The sequence below is a fragment of the Thalassotalea hakodatensis genome (genome assembly GCF_030295995.1).
GTDB classification, from domain to species: Bacteria; Pseudomonadota; Gammaproteobacteria; order Enterobacterales; family Alteromonadaceae; genus Thalassotalea_C; species Thalassotalea_C hakodatensis.
Genome location: NZ_AP027365.1, coordinates 1,245,490 through 1,264,261, shown reverse-complemented (window position 1 = coordinate 1,264,261; position 18,772 = coordinate 1,245,490). Strand labels below are relative to the sequence as shown.

Below are 18,772 nucleotides of genomic sequence, written 5' to 3'. Positions count from 1 at the left end.
TGCTGTTCCCTTAATATTGTTATTATTCAATAATTATAAATTTACAATTCCAACAAACATTAGGAATGTTTGTTCAATACCTATATCTGTTGGGCAAATGTTGTTAATTTAAACCTAGCTTTCTTTTTACATCAAGGGGTATGTCATTCAACATCCTTCCATACAGCTCTTCACAAGTATTCTGAAGTAATTTTTTATTTTCTTTTGTTAATTTAACCGTACTTGCTTTCAACTCTTCCTTAGTTTTGTGCTGATACCCCTTGTTAGGCTTATTGATTCGGTCATATTTCGCTTTATGAAGTTTACTGTTTACGCCATTAAAGTAAGTTATTAACCCTGCTGAGTATGTATTGCTGTTGAACAATGGCTGAGGTTTTTTTCCAACTCTTCTAGCGACTTCTACTTTTGAAATAGTCCAATACTTTTTATATTTATAACTACCTTTATCCGGATGACCACTAATGAAGCGTAACTTTTCCATTTTAAGATTGTTTATTGCTGTGTAAGCTTCTTTGGCAGTTGGATGAAGCAAAATCCATGTTAAATCTTTATCAACTTCTATACCCTTAGGCTCTTGAATCCTTTCTTCTTCCAGTAAAAAGTCATCGTAGTAATTTATACTCATTACGACACCTCCTCAGAGCTGACCGCCATTTCTATTGTTTCATTTAAAAAATCAATATATTTCTGATAAGGTGATTCATCGTAATTTTTACCTAGCTCTTGTATACGTTTTAGAGCTAATCTAACAGTCACTAAATGTGATCTTTTGATAAACATTGGAAGGTTGGGGTTTCTACAAGCTTCAACATCTGGTTTGACATAAACAACAGTGCCGTTGTAGTTTCCTTCTTCAAAATCACCATTGATACAACCTAAGCAAAACTTAGGTTCAGCTTTATGCCGCTGAGGTATACCACCCTCTGAGCACTTAGCGTTGGCAAACGTACCTTTTCGCAACACGCACGTATTCCAAGGATTAACTTTAATATCAATTATTCTGTTATTCGAAACCATGTTTGCTAATTTTTCATACTCTTCTAATGTATTAACCTTGGTAATAGCAACAGCTTTATTTATGAACCGATCAAACATACCAGCATAATGTCTTCTTTCCTCATTAATGCTTTGGATTCTAGATCGCACAATGTGATTTATTGTTGTTCTCTTAGCTACCTGCATTATAGCCTTAGCTTCCTTACCCTTCAGATAGGCCATAAAAAATCGGTCATCAATGTGCTTGAAGTTTGCTCGGATAAACTTGCCTATATCGCCTTTATATCGTCTTAATACTGCTTCTGCCCATACATGTCTTAATGCATGTGGGGTTGCATTAAATATACCTTCTTTAATCTCGTCTATTATTGCTCTTGTATCCGAATCGCTGATATTGACATGATTTATTTTAATGTATTCCAAAGTTTCTTGAGATAAGCGGCTTTCTAAAATTTCAACTGCAATCTCATCAAGTTCACCATTGGCATAAAGTCTAATAGTTTCGGCAACACGTAAGTGTTTCTGACCGATTTTATAACTGCGAGCAATTAGCTGTAAGACCTGATTATCTTTTCTGAGTTTGTCTCTAAGCTCTATAAGTCCCTCGACTACAGGACTATTCAAATCATATTTATCTGTCAAATACTGCCTTCTTTTTAATTCTACTAAATTGCCATCGGTATCTTTAACAGTTAGTAATTCAAGCTCATCTAAATCCAAAAATGTTTCGTATTTTTCAGGAAATCTTACCCAATGCCTCGCTACCATACCGCGAACATGACTCCCAATTAGCGTAGTGTCTCCAAATTTAGCTGAAGTCAACGCAAAACCATTGTCATTTTCCTCTGTAAAAACAGACAATTGCCTAATAAGAATTGCAGTGGATAACGTTATCTCTCTTTCCAGTAATGTTTCACCATTTGTCTTTGGCGAAATCCATTTAATGTAAAATCGAAACGGTGAATAAACGGCATCTGAAATATCTTTATTAACAGTAGATTTTAACGATGATTCAGGAAACCCGTATTCACTTGCTCGCCAGCCCGTATAAGCTACCAGAGCCGTTACACCAGCAGCTTCAACATCCCTGAAAAAACTCCCCATTTTGGCATTAGTTCTATCACGAAATAGATCTAAGTATTCGTCCAGAAGTACTTTCGTTTTCTCTAAATTTAAAATTTGTTCGCTTAAAGCATCGTCACAATAATCATCGAAATCTTGTAATGTAAAGTCGATCCTGAAGCCTGCGTTATCACTATTAATACACGCAGCGTATTCTGACAGTATATGCTCTCTTTTTTTAAGCTGACCATCATAAAAGCGAGCATACATCAGTGATCTCACGAATTCATAAGAGTCAAAACGAGTTTCGTCCAGTTTTAACTCTGATATTATTTGATTAAGTTTATATATGTTAAACGCATGATACTTAACTACTATTTGGTTATATTTATTAGCAATTAAATTGCAGAGTTGCTCTTTATTTTCACTAAATAAGGCATCCCACTTGTATTGATTTCCGTTCTCTACTAAATCGAATCCTAGTTCAATAACAGCACTACGAAGAGCTGTAGCAAAAACAATATGTTGCTCAAAGAAGCTTGCACAATAATCAACATAATGTTTACCCACATCCAAAGTTAAAAAGTCAAATGTTCCGCCTTTTTTATAATCTGCCAAAGTCATATCTATTTGCGCTAAGCACGCTGTATTAAACGCTTTGTTTATATCATCCTCTTGGATATTAGGAACAACGCCTTCTACGCCGTGAAGGCGCAAAGTTCTTGTAATACTCAATAAGTTAAACATTTTAAATCGTGAAGCATAAGCTGGAGATGACAGGCGTCTAACAAAGGTCCCGTCAATAAAATCGTGAGTAAGAGCCAAACTAAAAAAGTCCTCTATCTTAGTTTCATCTAACGAGTCGATGTTATTTTCCCGCAGAAATGCAAAAAGCACTTTTAACATTTGTAAATACCAAACACCTGCATAATCCAACGAGTTATTATGTCTTTGTTGTAAAAAAAGCCACTTGGCAAAGTCGATAATCTTCAAATTAATGAACTCTTCAACTTCAAACTCAATTCTAATACTTGATTTGAAATTTAAAGTTTCATTATTGAAGTCTTCAAAATATAACGTTGCATACCAATTTTCCACTTTTGTATTATTTGAAGAAAAAGGAATTACCCATTTATGACTTTCAAAGGAAGCATGTCCGTTAGGATCAATTAAACGGAGCATGTCATTACAATGCTCTAAGAACCTAGATTTAGAATTATTAATGTAGCTAACTGAACTAACTAAATTTTTCACTTAGTAACTCCCAGTAAATGCGGTAAAAATGGGTGGTAGATCTTTTTTATACTTTTTATATAACTTCTGACCTTCTGCAACCGTTTCATTGCTAAACAATCTGTTAGATAAAACTGCTTCTATCCATTCTGCCGTGGGTAACGCCTCTAGAAACAAGTACTCTGGTGCTCGTTCAAAGATTTTTTGATGACAGCGTTCTATTTCCCCTAAGTAGTGTAAAAACTTAAGAACAGTTTCCGGTGAATCAACAAGATAAATGTTATCAGGCAAACTATCTTCACTGTGTTTATTTGATACCAAGAAACCAAGGTCATTGACCTTGCCATCACTTTTGCCAGTAACAACTTTTAATAGTGCCAAGGTATTATCTGCCTTTAATTTTAGGGTTTGTAATGCACTTTTTATTGTTGTGTTATATTCAGAAACTTCTGACTTACTAGGCCTTAAGACATTTAAGGAAATATCATTCATTACAGTGCGAGTAATTTTTCCGCAGTTATCTATCCAAGTTTGATTGTCTTCGGTACGATAATTAGTGCGCTCTGTTTCATTCGTATGAGAGTTGTAATTAGTAATTCGAGTTGGGTCAAAGTTATCTGATTGAGAGTGTACCTTTGAGTTCTTAACTGCTTCCGAACTAAAGATACGAGTCACCGTTGGTGTTTCGCAGTTTAAAAGCCAGTTAGTATTTTTTCTCTCATAAGCCTCTTTTCGAATACCTTTCTCACATATAGCCACAACACATTCGATGAATACGGGTGAAACCTTTTCTTTTAATAACTGGGTATTTAGCACGTCACGAATATGAGATTTCCCTAAAAACTTGAAAAACAGCGAGATGCTTGTTGTTATTCCCATTTTGGATTGTAACGAACCATCGTTATCAATTAATTTGTTGTTGACTTTAAGGCTGTCAGTACGGTCATTTAGAAAAGCAATTATTGAAGTACCTAGTACCGAATTTCCTTCAACTGCTTCTATTTCATGATAGCTTTTTGCGCGAGACTTGAAATAGTCTGATTCTATTTGAGTAACTTCTCCTGTTTGTCTTTTAGAAAATCTAAAATCACTCAATTTTATTTTAAACAAATCATTATATGGTACCGTTTGATATGACATTAATAGCGCAAATAAGTAATTTTCCCCTTTAGAAATTGGGATCTTTCTTTTTTTTGCTTGCGAATATTCAACTAGCTCTTGAATAAAATCCGGTGTAAATAAAAGTGAGCTTTCAGTTACCTGACGAAAAACTGTGACTCTTTTATTAGATATCTTTGTTGTTTGGGTTGCTATTTTTCCTGTATTCCAAAATTCGTCTTTAGCATACTGTTGTGCCTCTTCCACGCATTGAGAATATATTAGAGACTCTAAAGCTGTATTGATTATGCTATCGGCTTCGATACCAGTAAGAACATTTCTAAGTTTCTCAAAAAAATCTCTTTTATTAGTTAAAGTAGCAACTTTAAATGCTGCTTCATCTACTCGAAACTGCTTACTTTCGCGTCCGCCTTTATAATTATCTAAATGAGGACGAATCAATTTCGCGGGAAAATATTTTGGTTGAACCCTCTTCTTATTAAACAGATCAATAAGCGCGTGTTTTGCCTTATTAATTTCAATTAATGCGCTGCTAATTGTAATTTGGAATGACCACATCAATAATTTTGGTGATTCAGCTCTTTTATATAGTTGCGCACCAACACCGATATCATCTCTTCTTAACCAAGAGTGAAAGCCAAAGTAATCAGTGAGTGTAGTTTGCACACTACCATCACTTACTGCGGGTTTGCTTTTTGATAGTAAATCTAAGTATCTATAATCATTGGTTGCAAGTAACTCGTTACCAAAAGGAACATAATTGAGCGCTTTGTTAATCAACCGTATTAATTCGATCATTCCTGTGCTTTGAGTCTTTACTCCATCGTTTTCAACCCGATAAGATTCAAAACACTTTAAGATATTTACACGATTAAATTGATCTATTTTTAGTACATTTAAATAAATCATAAACTTCGGAACTATATGAGATAATGTTTTACGATAGCCTTCAGTCCCCTCATCAAGAACAAATGTTATATAATTTGCAGCGTATAAAGCCGCAAATATCAATCGCTTCTCTTGTGATTCTCCATCTTTGAGAATTATGATTTGCGACTTTGCCCCCTGATATTCGGGAACAATAAATCTATCCACATCAAATGGCTCAAAATCAACTGCTCTAACTGTTTTTTTGCTCGAAAATTCGGCCAGCATCTCAGCTTGTTGCTTTAATAAGCTAGCTTCAACGTTATCCATATGAGCACTCCAAGTATGATTTTTCTTGATCACGCTTTTCCTTAGCAGACCTTATGTATTTTCTTGTTGTTATTGGAGCATCTTTGCCCTGAGCTTCATGACCCAATAATTCTGCTACTAGCAAATATGGCCTAGATAAATGCGTAACACTTTCAAGCTCAAGCCCATCTTCCTCAATAGCATCATGGAACTTATCTGTACCATAAGAATGCCTGAGAATGTGGTATGAATGTTTATCGTCCAGCATATGAAGATAATCTGGTAATAGTCCTTGCTGTTGTTTATCAATTACTAAGCCCTGCGTCTCACTAAAATCTCTAGAGCCTTGGTATTCCTTTATCCCATGTACAACACCACTTTTAGGATCTGTTAACAACAAGCTATCCTCAGCACATTCGGGTCTTTCAGTCTCGTAATAAAGTTTAAATCGCAACATGACATCACGTGGAATATAAATCCATCTAGAAATGCCGCCAACACCACCTCTGCGGCCTTTAGTATATTTACCTTGAAGCCAATATTTGAACTCTTGCTTTTGTTTGTTAAAGGGCTTATTGAGTTTTGTTTCAATATCTATTTCCTTGCAAAACGATTTTATTCCTGAATATGATCGGCCACCAACTTTAAAATCGCTTAGTAATAATCCCATATTTTCCTTTGTACGAAGGCCGCATTCTCCACCTGCACGCAAAATACATTCGACTCGCAGGCTTTTAGCATTTGCATAAAGTTCAGCTCGCATGCGTGGAGACAAATACTTAATAACATTTCTCCTTTTAGTATTATCCCTTGCAATAGATTTGTTTTCACTTTTGACACTGATCTCTTTAATGTTGGTAAATCCATTGAAAGCTAAATAGTTGTAGTAATATATTAAGCCTGAGACAGCTTTTTCGATCATTTTCTCGCTGGTATTACGATCTAAAATCAATACATTATTTATGTAATAATTGATTACTTCTTCAGGTAAGTTGTGGTGTGTAGTTAGCGAAATTGTAGATGAGTTTTCTGAATAACTTTCAAGCCATAAAAGAAACTTTCTCAACTCATAAAAGAATTCGGTAATTTTTTTCTTTGATAACGTTACTTTATTTAGCTCAGCGTCTTTAATTCGGCGCTTTCCAGACCCATCGATCCATGTTAATTTGTATACTTGTCTATTTTTATAAAGCGAATGTAAATATAAGTTGGGTAGCAACAATGGAATACCATCAGAGTCACACATCATCTTTGTTTTATATTTTTCACTTTGAAAGTTATACATCATCTATTTCTCACACCACGTCTAATTACATACTAATTTATCTTTCAAACAATGGATACATTTTTATATTTATTAGTGGGTGTCTGTTTTCTTTCGGTCACGGCGGTGAAGTTGCCTTACACTTTATGATGCGAGACCATGGCGGATTTGAAGGTAACGGTCAAACCTTTCGTATTGTTTCACGTTTAGAGCCATTCAGTGAAGGTTATGGTATGAATTTAGCTCGGCGAACCTTATTAGGATTGGTTAAATATCCACAAACGTTAGATCTCTTAACCGCAAAAAAATCACCTGAGGCACCGCAACGATTTCGTCAGTTAAAAGCAAGCGACTGGCATCCGCCGAAAGGGCTATATAACGATGACACATCTTCTATCAATTGGTTATTAGCACCACTATCGTCACAAGACAGAGAATTATTTCAATCAAGTTCTGAGCCATCGGCAAATAAACATCTCAAAACACATTATAAATCGTTAGATTGTTCAATGATGGAACTTGCCGATGATATCGCCTACGGAATACACGATTTAGAAGATGCAATAGCCACAGGTGTCGTGCAAGCAAATGATTTTGAGAAACATGTCGTTCAAAAACTACAACAATTAGATGATCAATGGTTGCAACAAATCAGCATTCAATTAACCGAACAACTTTTTAGTACGCAGCATCACTTACAAAAAGAAGCCATTGGCTCATTAGTAAATTACTTAATTACTGCGATAGAACTCGTTGATTTAAATACAGATCAAAACACTACATTTACTGAGCCATTGTTACGTTACAACGCTAAACATCCGAAAATAGCGGAACAAGTGCTAGACATTTTTAAAGGGTTCGTATATCAATTTGTTATTAAGCAACCTGCAATACAGCAAGTTGAATATCGCGGACAACAGATTGTCATGGAATTATTTGAAGCATTGTCTTCTGATCCTGAGCGTTTACTGCCTAATCAAGCTAAAGTACAATACCTAAAAGCATTACGTGAGGAAGAAAATCCACATCGCGTGATTGCTGATTACGTTGCTAGTATGACTGATGATTTTGCCACCAAGCTTTATCAATCATTGTTTATTCCTCAAGATCACACCCCCCTTTCATGGTCAAATAATTAAAGCATGTTAACGATTTACGCTGGCAAAAATGCCTTAAAACAAATAAATGAAAATGGTTTTACACCAGGGTTATTCAGTGCAATGTACGGGGCAAGTGGTGGCCCTAAGTGGTTTACGTTATTTGGATTAGATAAATTTATCTTTGGTGAATTTTTTAAAAACACTACACAAACAATCAATTTAGTTGGCTCATCTGCTGGCGCTTTCCGCTTTGCTGCATTAAGTCAACATGATCCGGTAACTGCTATAACAGCATTAGCAGAAATTTATAGTGAAACGGTTTATTCTAAAAACGCTGATGCAGTTGAGGTGACAGATAAAGCAAAAGCGTTACTCGATGCAGTTTTTTCTGAACAAGGTATCGAAGAATCACTTAATCACCCTGTATTTAAACCACATTTTATCGTGGCTAAATGTCGTGGATTAACTAGCTACGATCACAAAATCCCGCAAATATTTGGCTTAATTGGCAGCATATTACTAAACCGCGTGAATCGTGGTTTATTAGCAAAGCAATATCAACGTTTTGTCTTCCATGCGCCTAATAGCCCGTTAAAAGTTTCAGATCAATACCGCTTCAATAATCAATATATCAGTTTAAACTCGGTGAATTATAAGCAAGCTTTACTGGCGTCTGGCTCTATCCCATTGGTGATGCAGGGAGTAAAGTTTATCGAGCAAGCCCCTACAGGTATGTATCGTGATGGCGGACTCATAGATTACCACTTTGACGTTAACTTACCCGACAATAAAGGGTTAATTTTATATCCTCATTTTAATAATCAACCTAAGCCAGGTTGGTTCGATAAAACCTCAAAACGTCAAGTCTCCATAAAACATTATGAAAATGTTGTCATGCTTTGTCCTTCAACTAAATTTATCAACAGCTTACCTTTTAAAAAGATTCCGGATCGTAAAGACTTTACCACCATGGAACCGCAAGAAAGAGTTGCGTATTGGCAAACCGTATTGTCGCATTCAGAGCAACTTGCTGAAAGTTTTGCACAGTTTATTCGTACCCCCGACATAAATAAAATTGTACCTCTTTAAACAGAAAAGAATCGCGAATAAATCGACGTGCCTTTAGATGAATAAAGAACTACTTAACCACATATTATCATTGACTTAATTTTAACCACTGTGCATGATAATTAAAAAGCATACTAACTGAACGTCGATGGTAATAAAAAAAGACAATAACCAATCACGTAAGCGTGGCATTAAAGCATCACGACAAAAGCTCGATGCAGCCATGCTAGCGGTAGGGCTAAAAACACAAACCGCTTTAGCTAAAAAAATTGCCGAACAAGAAGGCCTAGCAACCCCACCGAAAGACATGGTTAATAGAGCATTTCGGCAACTTCCCGTAGAGCCTATATCATTAGAACGTATTGCCGAAGCCCTTTGTGTACCAGCTTACCAATTGTATTTAACCAGTGAAGATACGGAAGCTCCTGTTATAAAAACAACACCTCAACCTGTTGATTCAAAACAAAGTTCAACGGATAAAGTGCATGATGACATCATTGAAAATAAAAAGAGATGGCAAAGTCCTGCCTTTATTTTTGTTTTTTTACTCGCCATATTGATCACAAGCTATCAATTTTTCTTTCCCCCAACCAACACAGAAAATAGTAACAAAGTTCGCCCGCCTGCGAGTATCGAAATAGTAAAACTTGGTATCATAAATTCAGATGATACTATCAACGAAGCTATAACAAATAGGCTTTCACAGCAATTATCGCCAACCGTAAAACTCGTAAAGCATTGGCCAAAATCTGTGATGCAACTAGATCAACTAGATTGGAGTAAATCAGTAGAGGCTGACTATGTCATTACATGGAAAATCACCAATCTTGAACGCTTCAGTCATCTAACAGTTTATCTATTAGATCAACATCAACGTATTATGCTGTACAACGATGCGCTGTTAACTGTCTCTTTAAATAAACAACTTGGCCTATTGACTAATCGAATAGCACAAACGTTCACCACTTTTATACAAACAGGCAGTGTGCTGAGCATAGATGGACTCACCTTACAAAATGAAGCTGTAGAGCAATTCATGCTCGCCATGCAATACTTAAATCAAGAAAATACTTTAGCTAACTTATCTCGTGCAGAAGCACGCTTACAACGAGCAATTCGTATTGACGCTAACTTTGCGCGCGCGCAAGGTGCACTTTGCACTACCCTATTACGTAAAGCTAGCTTATCTAGTGATGTTAAAATGATTGGTGAAACCGAAGATACTTGCACACAAGCATTGAAAATAGCACCTGTAGAAGAGTCTTTGCAAGGAATGGCAAATTTCACACGCGCCAAAGGGAAGCTTGAAGACTCAATGGCTTATTACCAAGATATTTTAGCAATGAATCCTGGCTATACTGATGCTTTGTATGGTCAATTTAAAGTCGTTCAAAAGCAAGCGGCACAGCAAAAGCAACCTGCGTTATATTCTGATGCGATAAACATTATTGATAACGCTATTGCTCAAGAGCCTGAAAGCTGGCGAGCATATTTTTTAAAGTCACATTTATTATATCGTATAGGTAAACCCATTGAAGCGATAACAACGCTTCAAAAAAGCGTAGAAAAAGATGAAAATTTCAATAATTTAAATAACTTAGGAACCATGCACTTTTGCCAAGGAGACATGGAGCAAGCAAAACAAGCTTTTCTAAAAGTTAACAAACTCGAACGAGATCCTAGCTGGATAATTGAACACCAACTTGCGTCTTTATTTCAGTTTTTAGGTGAAACGAACAAAGCGGTTGAATATGCCGAACGCGGCATGGCACTTTTAACAACAGAAAAAGTAGACGGTCATTTTGATCCTTGGATCACCAAAGCACTTGCTTATCAGGCTGATGGCAATAAACAAGTGGCACATGAAAGTTTTGCTAAAGCGTTACAAATTGCTGAACGGTTACGTATTGCAGGCAAAGCCCCAGGTAATACCGAAGTACAACTCGTGTATATCAAAGTTGCTGATGCCTATATTGATGAACAAAGTATCGAGCAGCCAACGAAACAACAATTGTTAAATGAACTTAATGAAGTAGCAAGCAAGGCAACAATACCAAACGCATTAGTTCGCTTAATGCTCGCTTATGTCATGCTCGGAGAGTTTGAACCTGCACGACCAATCTACAAACAAATAGTGGGCATGTGTCCTGGTTTTGTTAAAGATCCAATTTTAGCCCCGCTCGCTAGTTAATCACTACAGATCTATGAGTAATACTAAAGTATTGTCCATAGATCTATTTTATAAAAAACGTTTAATGCAGTTGAAAATTTTTTAACGCTCAAAATTTGCATTGCTTTACCTTCTCTATTGCTAAAAAATCACTAACGTCATTTAACTGTAGTTAACGGCAGTTAAGCTAGAGTGCTTATTCCAATTATATTTTTACCTGTAATAATCAAAACATATAACAGTTTAAAGGACGATAAACATGATACGTTTTCTCATTATGGGTTGGTTAATTTCAGCCTTATTAATAAGCATTACAGCAAACGCAATAAACATTCCAAAAAGCCGGCAAGACGTAATAAATGCTTTAGAACAAGCAAGTAATATTTGCCAAGGAAGCTGTCAAAAAACATGCGCAACTCAAGCTAAAATATTAAAGAATATGGCTAGCTTAAGCGGCAAAATTCCAACAATTAAACAGGGAGTAAAAGCATGTCGCGACGCTTTTGCAAACGATAGCTCGAAAAACTCTGCCACGCACTCTAGTGTTTATATGAGCTTGATGATGGTTGATAGTAACCTTAATTTGATTGTTAACGCTGAACAAACATCAGCCAGCAGTCAACAAGCGGCTAAAACAGCTCCTCTACCCAATGTAGATCTTACCATTCATGACCAATCAGGTAATCTTGCTCCTAATAAAGTAAAAGCGTTATACAGTCATTTATCTGCATATTGTCAGTCATATATGAATAGCGCCGGTGTAGTAAAGTTATGTAAGTCACAATGTGAAAATACATCTAAACAACTCTCAAGAAATTTTGACAATATTCCTGCCGCGCAGCAAAAAGCCAAGACTGCAACAGGTATAAAACAGATTTCAGCAAAAGGTAGTTTGCGTGCATTAACAATGGGCTTGGAGCAGAAACTAACTGGGCAAACAGGCGGTTGTATTCACTATTTCAACGCTTATTTAGATAAGTCAAAAACCACTCCCCAAATTGTCACCACATTAATAGCTGCTGGACAAGAAATAAAAGCGGGTAAGTGGCCAGTTAAAGAAGCACCAAGTTTAAACTTAGATGAACTACTCGTAGAAAAAGAAATCACCATTAGTGATAAAGTTAAGCAAGTGGTTGCAGTTAATGCGATTGAAAACCTTACATTTTCTGAGGCACAAAACCTTTTTACTAATACAGATGAATTTAAAAAAATTCAATCAAGTGTCAACAAAAACGGTTTTAAACTTGACCAAATTAAAGCCTCGATGGAAAAACTGGAAAAATTAAAAAGTAAAGTTGATTCAAACACCTGGAAGAAAAAAGCACTGCAATTTAGTGAATATGGCAGCCAAGCTGAACTGGTTGCAGCATTAACGCAGTCATGTGATACAAACTATTTAACACAATTTAACCAAGACTCACCTTGGCTGATTCCCAACAACCAAAAGTCATTCGCTCTTAATTATCAGTTAAAACCTGCGTATTTACATCGTTTGTGTTTTAACGAATTACACAACAATGTTACTCGCAACGTATCAACATTTACTTCTGCTAATCAATTCAATGAATGGCAGCAAAACAACGTATCCCAAGCACCGTTAAGTGGTCGTGCTACTTGCCGAGATTGCCCACCAGACAGAGTAATGACAGCAGAGCAATGGTTACCTAACTGGTCAGCATACGCCAAAAACAAGCAGAATAAATTCAATCAAGTAGCTAAAAGCAACGAAAAACAAACGAAATATTTAACGTTTGTCGAGCAAACATTATCACCATGGATAAAGCAGCACCAACAAGAAATAAATGGGGCGTTAAAAGTGTTAAGTGCTGCAGAAAAAAGCAGTAAATTACAACAAGAAATGATGGGGAAATTTCCTGATAAGTTAATTGAAAGTAATATTCATCAACCACCTGGCAATTTATATGGCTTTATACAACAAGTAGGAATTACAGGTAACGATCAAAGAACAGGAAAACCTAAATTTTACCAAGCAATTTTACTTAAAAATATCGTAAGTTGTGAGCAAGGTGCTTCTTTAGCAAGTGAATTGTTTGACGCGCCAGCTAACACAAGCTACCAAACATTATTGAAAGCAACCGTTGCAATAAACAGATGCGCAGATTTATTTCCAGTCATAGCAAAAACTAACTTTGAGGATTTAGATACTGCGAAAACAATGGGAAAAAGCGTTGTTGAAAAAGTGATAAAACAAGGCAATCTAACGCTTAGCACCCAAGGTGCCATTTACAATGATTATATACAGTTTTTAGGTTTTGATTATCTAGACCTATATGGCATGCAACGCGTTATGCATATGCTAAAAAATGAACGCAACAACCACAAATTAAGTGATAACACGATTAACGAGCACTTTATCGCATTAACTAAGCAGGCATTTAACACATTGACGAATATTGACTTTGACAATAAAGCTGCGATGCAATCACTATTAGCTAAACGGGCACAAGCTGAAAAAGAACGCAAATTAGCATTACGCCTTGGTAATCCAGCTCAACATGCAGAGCAACAAAACATAATAAAACCACGTAAAGTTTCAAGCAACGCATACCGGTTAGATTATTTAGGACGTTGCATGCGTAATGGCACCGCGAATACATACAATTGTGAATGTGCCGCAAACGCATACGAAAAACAGAGAGAAAAAACACCTAATATAACGGAGTATAAATTCGCAAAGAGTGAACCTTTCCGTCAATGTGCCGATGAGAAAGCTATTGCAGACCTACAACTTAATCAATGTACGTCTATGCAAAAATCAGGAGCATTTAGCGGCGTAAACTGCGGGTGTTATGCAACATCATACGGCAACACAATAGCTAATATGATCAAAAAATCAGGGTATCCCAATAGTCGTCAACAAAGCCAAGCAAGACAAACTGCAACAAAAAGTTGCTCATAAAGGATGTTAACAATGTTTAAAACATGCACATACAAGATTATCCAAGGCTTGCTTGTCGCTAATATTTTACTTTTCGTAAATAAGACGAGTGCGGATCAATTCCCCGTGTTAACCGCTAGTAATCAGTTAGATGTTGGTAATGCACAAATACTAGCAGGAAAACTTGAACAAATATGTACCTCACGGTTTAAAAACCCAGCACAAGCTTTTCAATGTAAATCCACTTGTGGTGGTTTATACAGAAGAGTTCAAACGCTTTCGGCTCAAATAAATAGGCAGGCAAACAAGCCGTCAATCAAGAACAGTGTTAAACAGTTAGCTCGTGACACTATTAGCTGTAACCAACAATGGCGCAATAACTTCCCTGCCGAATTTAAACCTTTTGCACTGTTGTTAAAAAGTTTGCATGAAGGTAAGTTACCAGCGCCAGGCAAGCCAAAGGTCAATACGGTCAGTGCCCCAAGCCAATATGCACAAGTACTTAATTCACTGGTGCCTTCACTATCAGCGTTAGGTAATGTTTGCCATAATTCTTTATTTAAAGACAGCTGTGTAAAAAGTTGTGCTTTAGATAATGACACCCAACAGTTTAGCCAATTAATAGCAAAAGGGTCATTAGCTAGCCTCAAAGGCGCAGATAAAATGACTCCGTGGGTATCAGCATTAAAAGACCAATCGACAAAGTTGCTACAAAAATCTAAATCTTGCGCCAAACATTACAGTCGAAACCCAGCAAGCTCAATTGTATCATTACAACAGATTACAAAATCAGTGAATGATCAGGTCAATATTGTTTACCAAAAACAACTAGTCGCTGAAAAACGAGCGAGAGATGAAGCTAAACGTCAGCAACAAATAGCATTAACAGCGGCAAAAGCAGAAAAACAAAAACGCTTTGAACAAGCAGTGGAAAAACTACGTAAGTGTCGTTCTGATAGCCCATTTAGCGGCTATAGCGGTTGCAGTTATTTAACCGCTGTATATGACAACGATTTTACCTTAGCAATGGACATTGAATATCAATCTAGCGCTCCATACCGACTCGGCTGGATGGGTGAAGCAAACGCGGAAATGGCGCGAATGTTTGGTGATCTGTACGGCAGTGAAGAGCAACTGAACCAAGATTTAACGAATTCATGGAAAGCTTACCATTTTGTTGGCCGACTACTCGGCACCTATGCAACTTACTATCAACATTACTACCCTACCTGTTTAGGTAAAAATCCAGCAGTAATTACTTTAACAACAGAAAGACAAAAAGAGTATCGTAATGGTTTTGGCACATTAATTCGTACCGAAAGGCTACCAAGTAAATCTGATACGATTTATATACCGCGTCGACTTTATCCACATGTTAACTTCGCTGATATCAATAAAGATACACAAGCACAAGTGCAAATAGCCGATATGTTATCAGGCGCAATAAACAAGTACCCTAGAATTAATTTGTTTGAAGTCACCATGGGGCTTAGTGAAGCGATGGAGAAACATCGTTGTGATAGTGGTGTGATCGAAAAGCTGGAAAAACAAATGTTAGCTTATCAACAGCATCGACATAATTATAACCGTCAGTTTAGTCGCTAACCATGACTAGCTTTTAAAAGATTGTTGATGAGAAATCTGCTCCTCACTCTTTTTTATCGAACTCAATTGCCAGTGAGCATGTTATCACTGGCAACACCTTTTCAAAAAGTCGTAAAAAATAACGATAACTTTCGTCGAAAATTACTTCTTCAGTTGTCACTATTAAACCAAATGACTGAGCCTGTCGAAGAGCATATACAACAAGACAACGCTTCAATTACAATGACCAAGCGCTATATTCAGCGAGTGGACGATACTTGGATAAATTTCCCTATTGACCCCATTATTGATTACGATAAATTGAGGTTAATTCATCAGATAAAAAAACACTTAACGGTACTAAATATTCAACGATACATTTCAGCAAAATCTCACTGTTATGTAGACTGTTTTCTCAATGAACAAATAATGCTGGTAACACAAAGCAATAACGATACAAGTGCAAAAAATAATGCTCCTTTATCACTTAAGCGTTTATTGAAAAAAAGACGGTTTTATATCAACCAGTTAACGAACGAAATCTCGACCTTGTTAACGTTCAGCAACAAGGCGACAGCACAGCATACCAATACGATTGTTGTGCTGTTATTTGATCATTCTGCCAATGAATATATGCAACAAACGTTACAACCTATCACAACAAACTATCAAACCTTTGTAACGCAGGCATTAATTCACCTAGAAGAACAATTAAAAGCACTTAACAATAACATGGCGATAACGCATCATGATCACATCACCTTCAATCAAATAAAACAATGCCTTATCAATGCTCTAGCTGGCAAAAAATAAACAGTCGTTCAGACATAACAAGTTCATTACTTTGCCGAGTTCACGATGTCGCTTTTTGGTAAATCGCACAAACTGCGCCAGCAGGATCTTTTATCACGGCGTATTTATCTTGTCCCATCGATTTAATGTCAGTGATCAACTCTCCGCCTTTTTCTTTCGTAGCAGTAACAGCTTGCTCGATATCCTCCACTAAAAAATAAGGTAACCAAGCAGCTGGTAAATCAATATTACAACCTTTAGCATGACAAATACCTGCGACAGCATCACCACTGCCAGGTGTAAGCATGGCATAATCTTGATAGTCGCCCATTGACACCTCGCTGGTTTGCCAACCAATCACGTTCTGATAAAAATCTTTCACCTCAGTAGCGTTTTGCACCGATAAATCTAGCCATGCCATTTCACCAATTGCTTCTTTCATATTATTTACCTTCTGTTATTTGCTGTTCACGTGATTTAGGGTTTATCGGATAATATTTCTCCGGCAACCGATTAATATGCTCAAAAAACCGTGTGTCTTTATAAGGAAGTTTCATAAAACCAGAAATTCCCAGTCCCGTTATTGTAGGAAGTAATACCAAAAGTTTAGCTAATAAACTTGAAAATTCTGCTTCTTGCTCATGATTTAATAACATTAAATAGCTATGAATTTTTAAATGTGTTTCAAGTACTTCAAAAATAATACACCCCGTATGGTGAATTAAGTTCAATCGCGACAAGACTTCCATCATTTCGTCGGGCAAATAAAGATATTCATCTGGATCTTTACCGTCTTCAAAATACGAATGCAGTTTTGATTCATCATCTTGATCAGGAACATCACTAATATCAAACGGTATCACTTGCTCTAGTTGTGCAATAAAAGGCTGTTCAACAGTATCCCGTTCAACATGTAACGTATTACGTGCATTGAACAAACAACTTTTAAATACACCTGTTCGAAAGATGCCTTGCGCTAAATAAATCATATTATTTACTGCACTTTGGAACGATGTTTTTAACGCTTGATCAAACAACGTTAAATTTGAATCAATATAAACCCCTTCTTTTTCCCAGCGGATCGCCAATCCGCCCACCACAGGAAAGTTACCTAAGCGGCTCACCGCAGCAATAAACGCTTTTTCGGTATCGCCCATGCCCATTAAATAATTTTTATAATATTTTTCTAACTGCGCATCATTGATATTTGCTAAAGATGCTTCATCGCTTTCTTCACGTAAAAATGATTTACGAGATCCATAAACTACGGTATCAATTTCTCGTGTGCGGGGTTTGCACCACACCGGAATAAGTGGCTTTATCTCTGGCCAAGTTGGGGTTTCGGCCAACACAGTATTGCGTAATAATGACAGATGTTTAAAAAAGTAATCTCCGGCTTGCTCACGTGTTTTTCTATCATCGCTTAACATCGCTTCAATCACGTTCGCCAACATTTTTGGTAAACCAAGAGAAGTTGGCTTTATCACTTCATGCCCATAACGACATGATTGACCAGATGCTAGCGCGTATAATGTTGCTGCCATGCCCTGTTCATCAAAGCGTGGAGAAGACATTTCACCATTAATTTGCTCCGGACCGATAAAATAGACATCACCAAGCCGAGCATTAGAATTTTGCAAATCACTACTCATTAGATCCATGATATTATTTGCGGTGGTTTGGCCGTTAATATCAAGTTGAGCAGAGACTGCAGAACCCCAGTCTACCAAGTATAATTTGTTCTTTTCTTGATGGTACACAAGGTTAGACGGTTTAATATCCCCATGAACGTACGGCTTCCCCTTACTATGGTATTTTACGGTTCGTAAATACAATAAAATATCTGCCAATTGCAATGCGATATTAACAATTAATTCAGGCGCTAACGGCCCAACTTGATGCGAAAAACGTTCTAAATCAATGCCTGGAGCCCGTTCCATATGCACAATAGATTGCCGCTTAATTTTATAATACTCAATTATTTGAGGAATACGCTCGTGTGTCAATTCACGCTGTATTTCAGCTTCCTCGGCTAGCCTGTCTTGTACATGTTGCGAAAGATTAATCCGAGAAAATTTAAAAACTTGTTCAACGCCTGCTTCATTTCTACCACCAAATACAAAGCCATAAGCGCCTTTACCAATTAACTCAATATCTTCATAGCCCAACAATAAAAGTTGCCGCTCACAAAGTTCGACCCACTGTTTTAGCTTGGTCGCGTCTTTATGGCTAAGTAAGTAGATTGACTGTTCTTCAGCAATATAAAAATGTTGTAATTTCTTCTCAGCCACAAAATACTCGCTTAGTTT

General features: G+C 36.8%; 12 protein-coding genes. 6 read left to right on the top strand and 6 right to left on the bottom strand.

Features of this window, described 5'->3' with window-relative positions; genetic code table 11:
- Positions 1–103: 103 nt before the first annotated feature.
- From QUE72_RS05530 to QUE72_RS05515, 4 genes are read right to left on the bottom strand one after another with little or no spacing between them, the layout of a single operon-like run.
- Positions 104–625 carry a hypothetical protein gene (locus QUE72_RS05530; protein WP_184424859.1) on the bottom strand — a complete coding sequence of 174 codons (522 nt, stop codon included), beginning with the start codon at positions 623–625 and terminating at the stop codon, positions 104–106.
- Positions 625–3,312, bottom strand: coding sequence for a hypothetical protein (locus tag QUE72_RS05525; RefSeq protein ID WP_286272049.1), 2,688 nt, complete (start codon positions 3,310–3,312; stop codon positions 625–627). Before QUE72_RS05525 ends, QUE72_RS05530 begins: the two co-directional genes overlap by 1 nt.
- Positions 3,313–5,607, bottom strand: coding sequence for a hypothetical protein (locus QUE72_RS05520; RefSeq protein WP_286272047.1), 2,295 nt, complete (start codon positions 5,605–5,607; stop codon positions 3,313–3,315). It lies immediately after the preceding gene.
- Positions 5,600–6,874, bottom strand: a complete 1,275-nt coding sequence (locus tag QUE72_RS05515) for a hypothetical protein (protein ID WP_246454991.1) — start codon at positions 6,872–6,874, stop codon at positions 5,600–5,602. The genes QUE72_RS05520 and QUE72_RS05515 overlap by 8 nt, the downstream gene beginning before the upstream one ends.
- Here QUE72_RS05515 and QUE72_RS05510 point away from each other — a divergent pair.
- The 6 genes from QUE72_RS05510 (at position 6,808) to QUE72_RS05485 (ending at position 16,484) form a co-directional block, all read left to right on the top strand.
- The gene (locus tag QUE72_RS05510; RefSeq protein ID WP_286272045.1) at positions 6,808–7,989 is read left to right on the top strand and encodes an anti-phage deoxyguanosine triphosphatase; all 1,182 of its coding nucleotides are present in this window, start codon (positions 6,808–6,810) and stop codon (positions 7,987–7,989) included. The two genes, QUE72_RS05515 and QUE72_RS05510, sit on opposite strands and share 67 nt — an antisense overlap.
- A gap of 3 nt (positions 7,990–7,992) precedes the next feature.
- Complete coding sequence (locus tag QUE72_RS05505; protein ID WP_286272043.1) at positions 7,993–9,039, top strand: patatin-like phospholipase family protein; 1,047 nt, start codon at positions 7,993–7,995, stop codon at positions 9,037–9,039.
- A 127-nt stretch (positions 9,040–9,166) separates the two neighbouring features.
- Positions 9,167–11,209 carry a tetratricopeptide repeat protein gene (locus tag QUE72_RS05500; RefSeq protein ID WP_286272042.1) on the top strand — a complete coding sequence of 681 codons (2,043 nt, stop codon included), beginning with the start codon at positions 9,167–9,169 and terminating at the stop codon, positions 11,207–11,209.
- 238 nt (positions 11,210–11,447) lie between these two features.
- Positions 11,448–14,108 (top strand): hypothetical protein, encoded by a 2,661-nt coding sequence (locus QUE72_RS05495; protein ID WP_286272041.1) that lies wholly within the window; start codon positions 11,448–11,450, stop codon positions 14,106–14,108.
- 12 nt (positions 14,109–14,120) lie between these two features.
- Entirely contained in the window at positions 14,121–15,692 is a 1,572-nt protein-coding gene (locus QUE72_RS05490) for a hypothetical protein (protein ID WP_286272040.1), read from the top strand.
- Between the two features lie 27 nt (positions 15,693–15,719).
- Positions 15,720–16,484: a hypothetical protein gene (locus QUE72_RS05485; RefSeq protein WP_286272038.1), complete on the top strand. Its 765-nt coding sequence runs from the start codon at positions 15,720–15,722 to the stop codon at positions 16,482–16,484.
- A gap of 40 nt (positions 16,485–16,524) precedes the next feature.
- Here QUE72_RS05485 and QUE72_RS05480 read toward each other — a convergent pair whose 3' ends face one another.
- Positions 16,525–16,905 (bottom strand): VOC family protein, encoded by a 381-nt coding sequence (locus QUE72_RS05480; protein WP_286272037.1) that lies wholly within the window; start codon positions 16,903–16,905, stop codon positions 16,525–16,527.
- A gap of 1 nt (position 16,906) precedes the next feature.
- Entirely contained in the window at positions 16,907–18,754 is a 1,848-nt protein-coding gene (locus tag QUE72_RS05475) for a protein kinase domain-containing protein (RefSeq protein ID WP_286272036.1), read from the bottom strand.
- Positions 18,755–18,772: the final 18 nt, after the last annotated feature.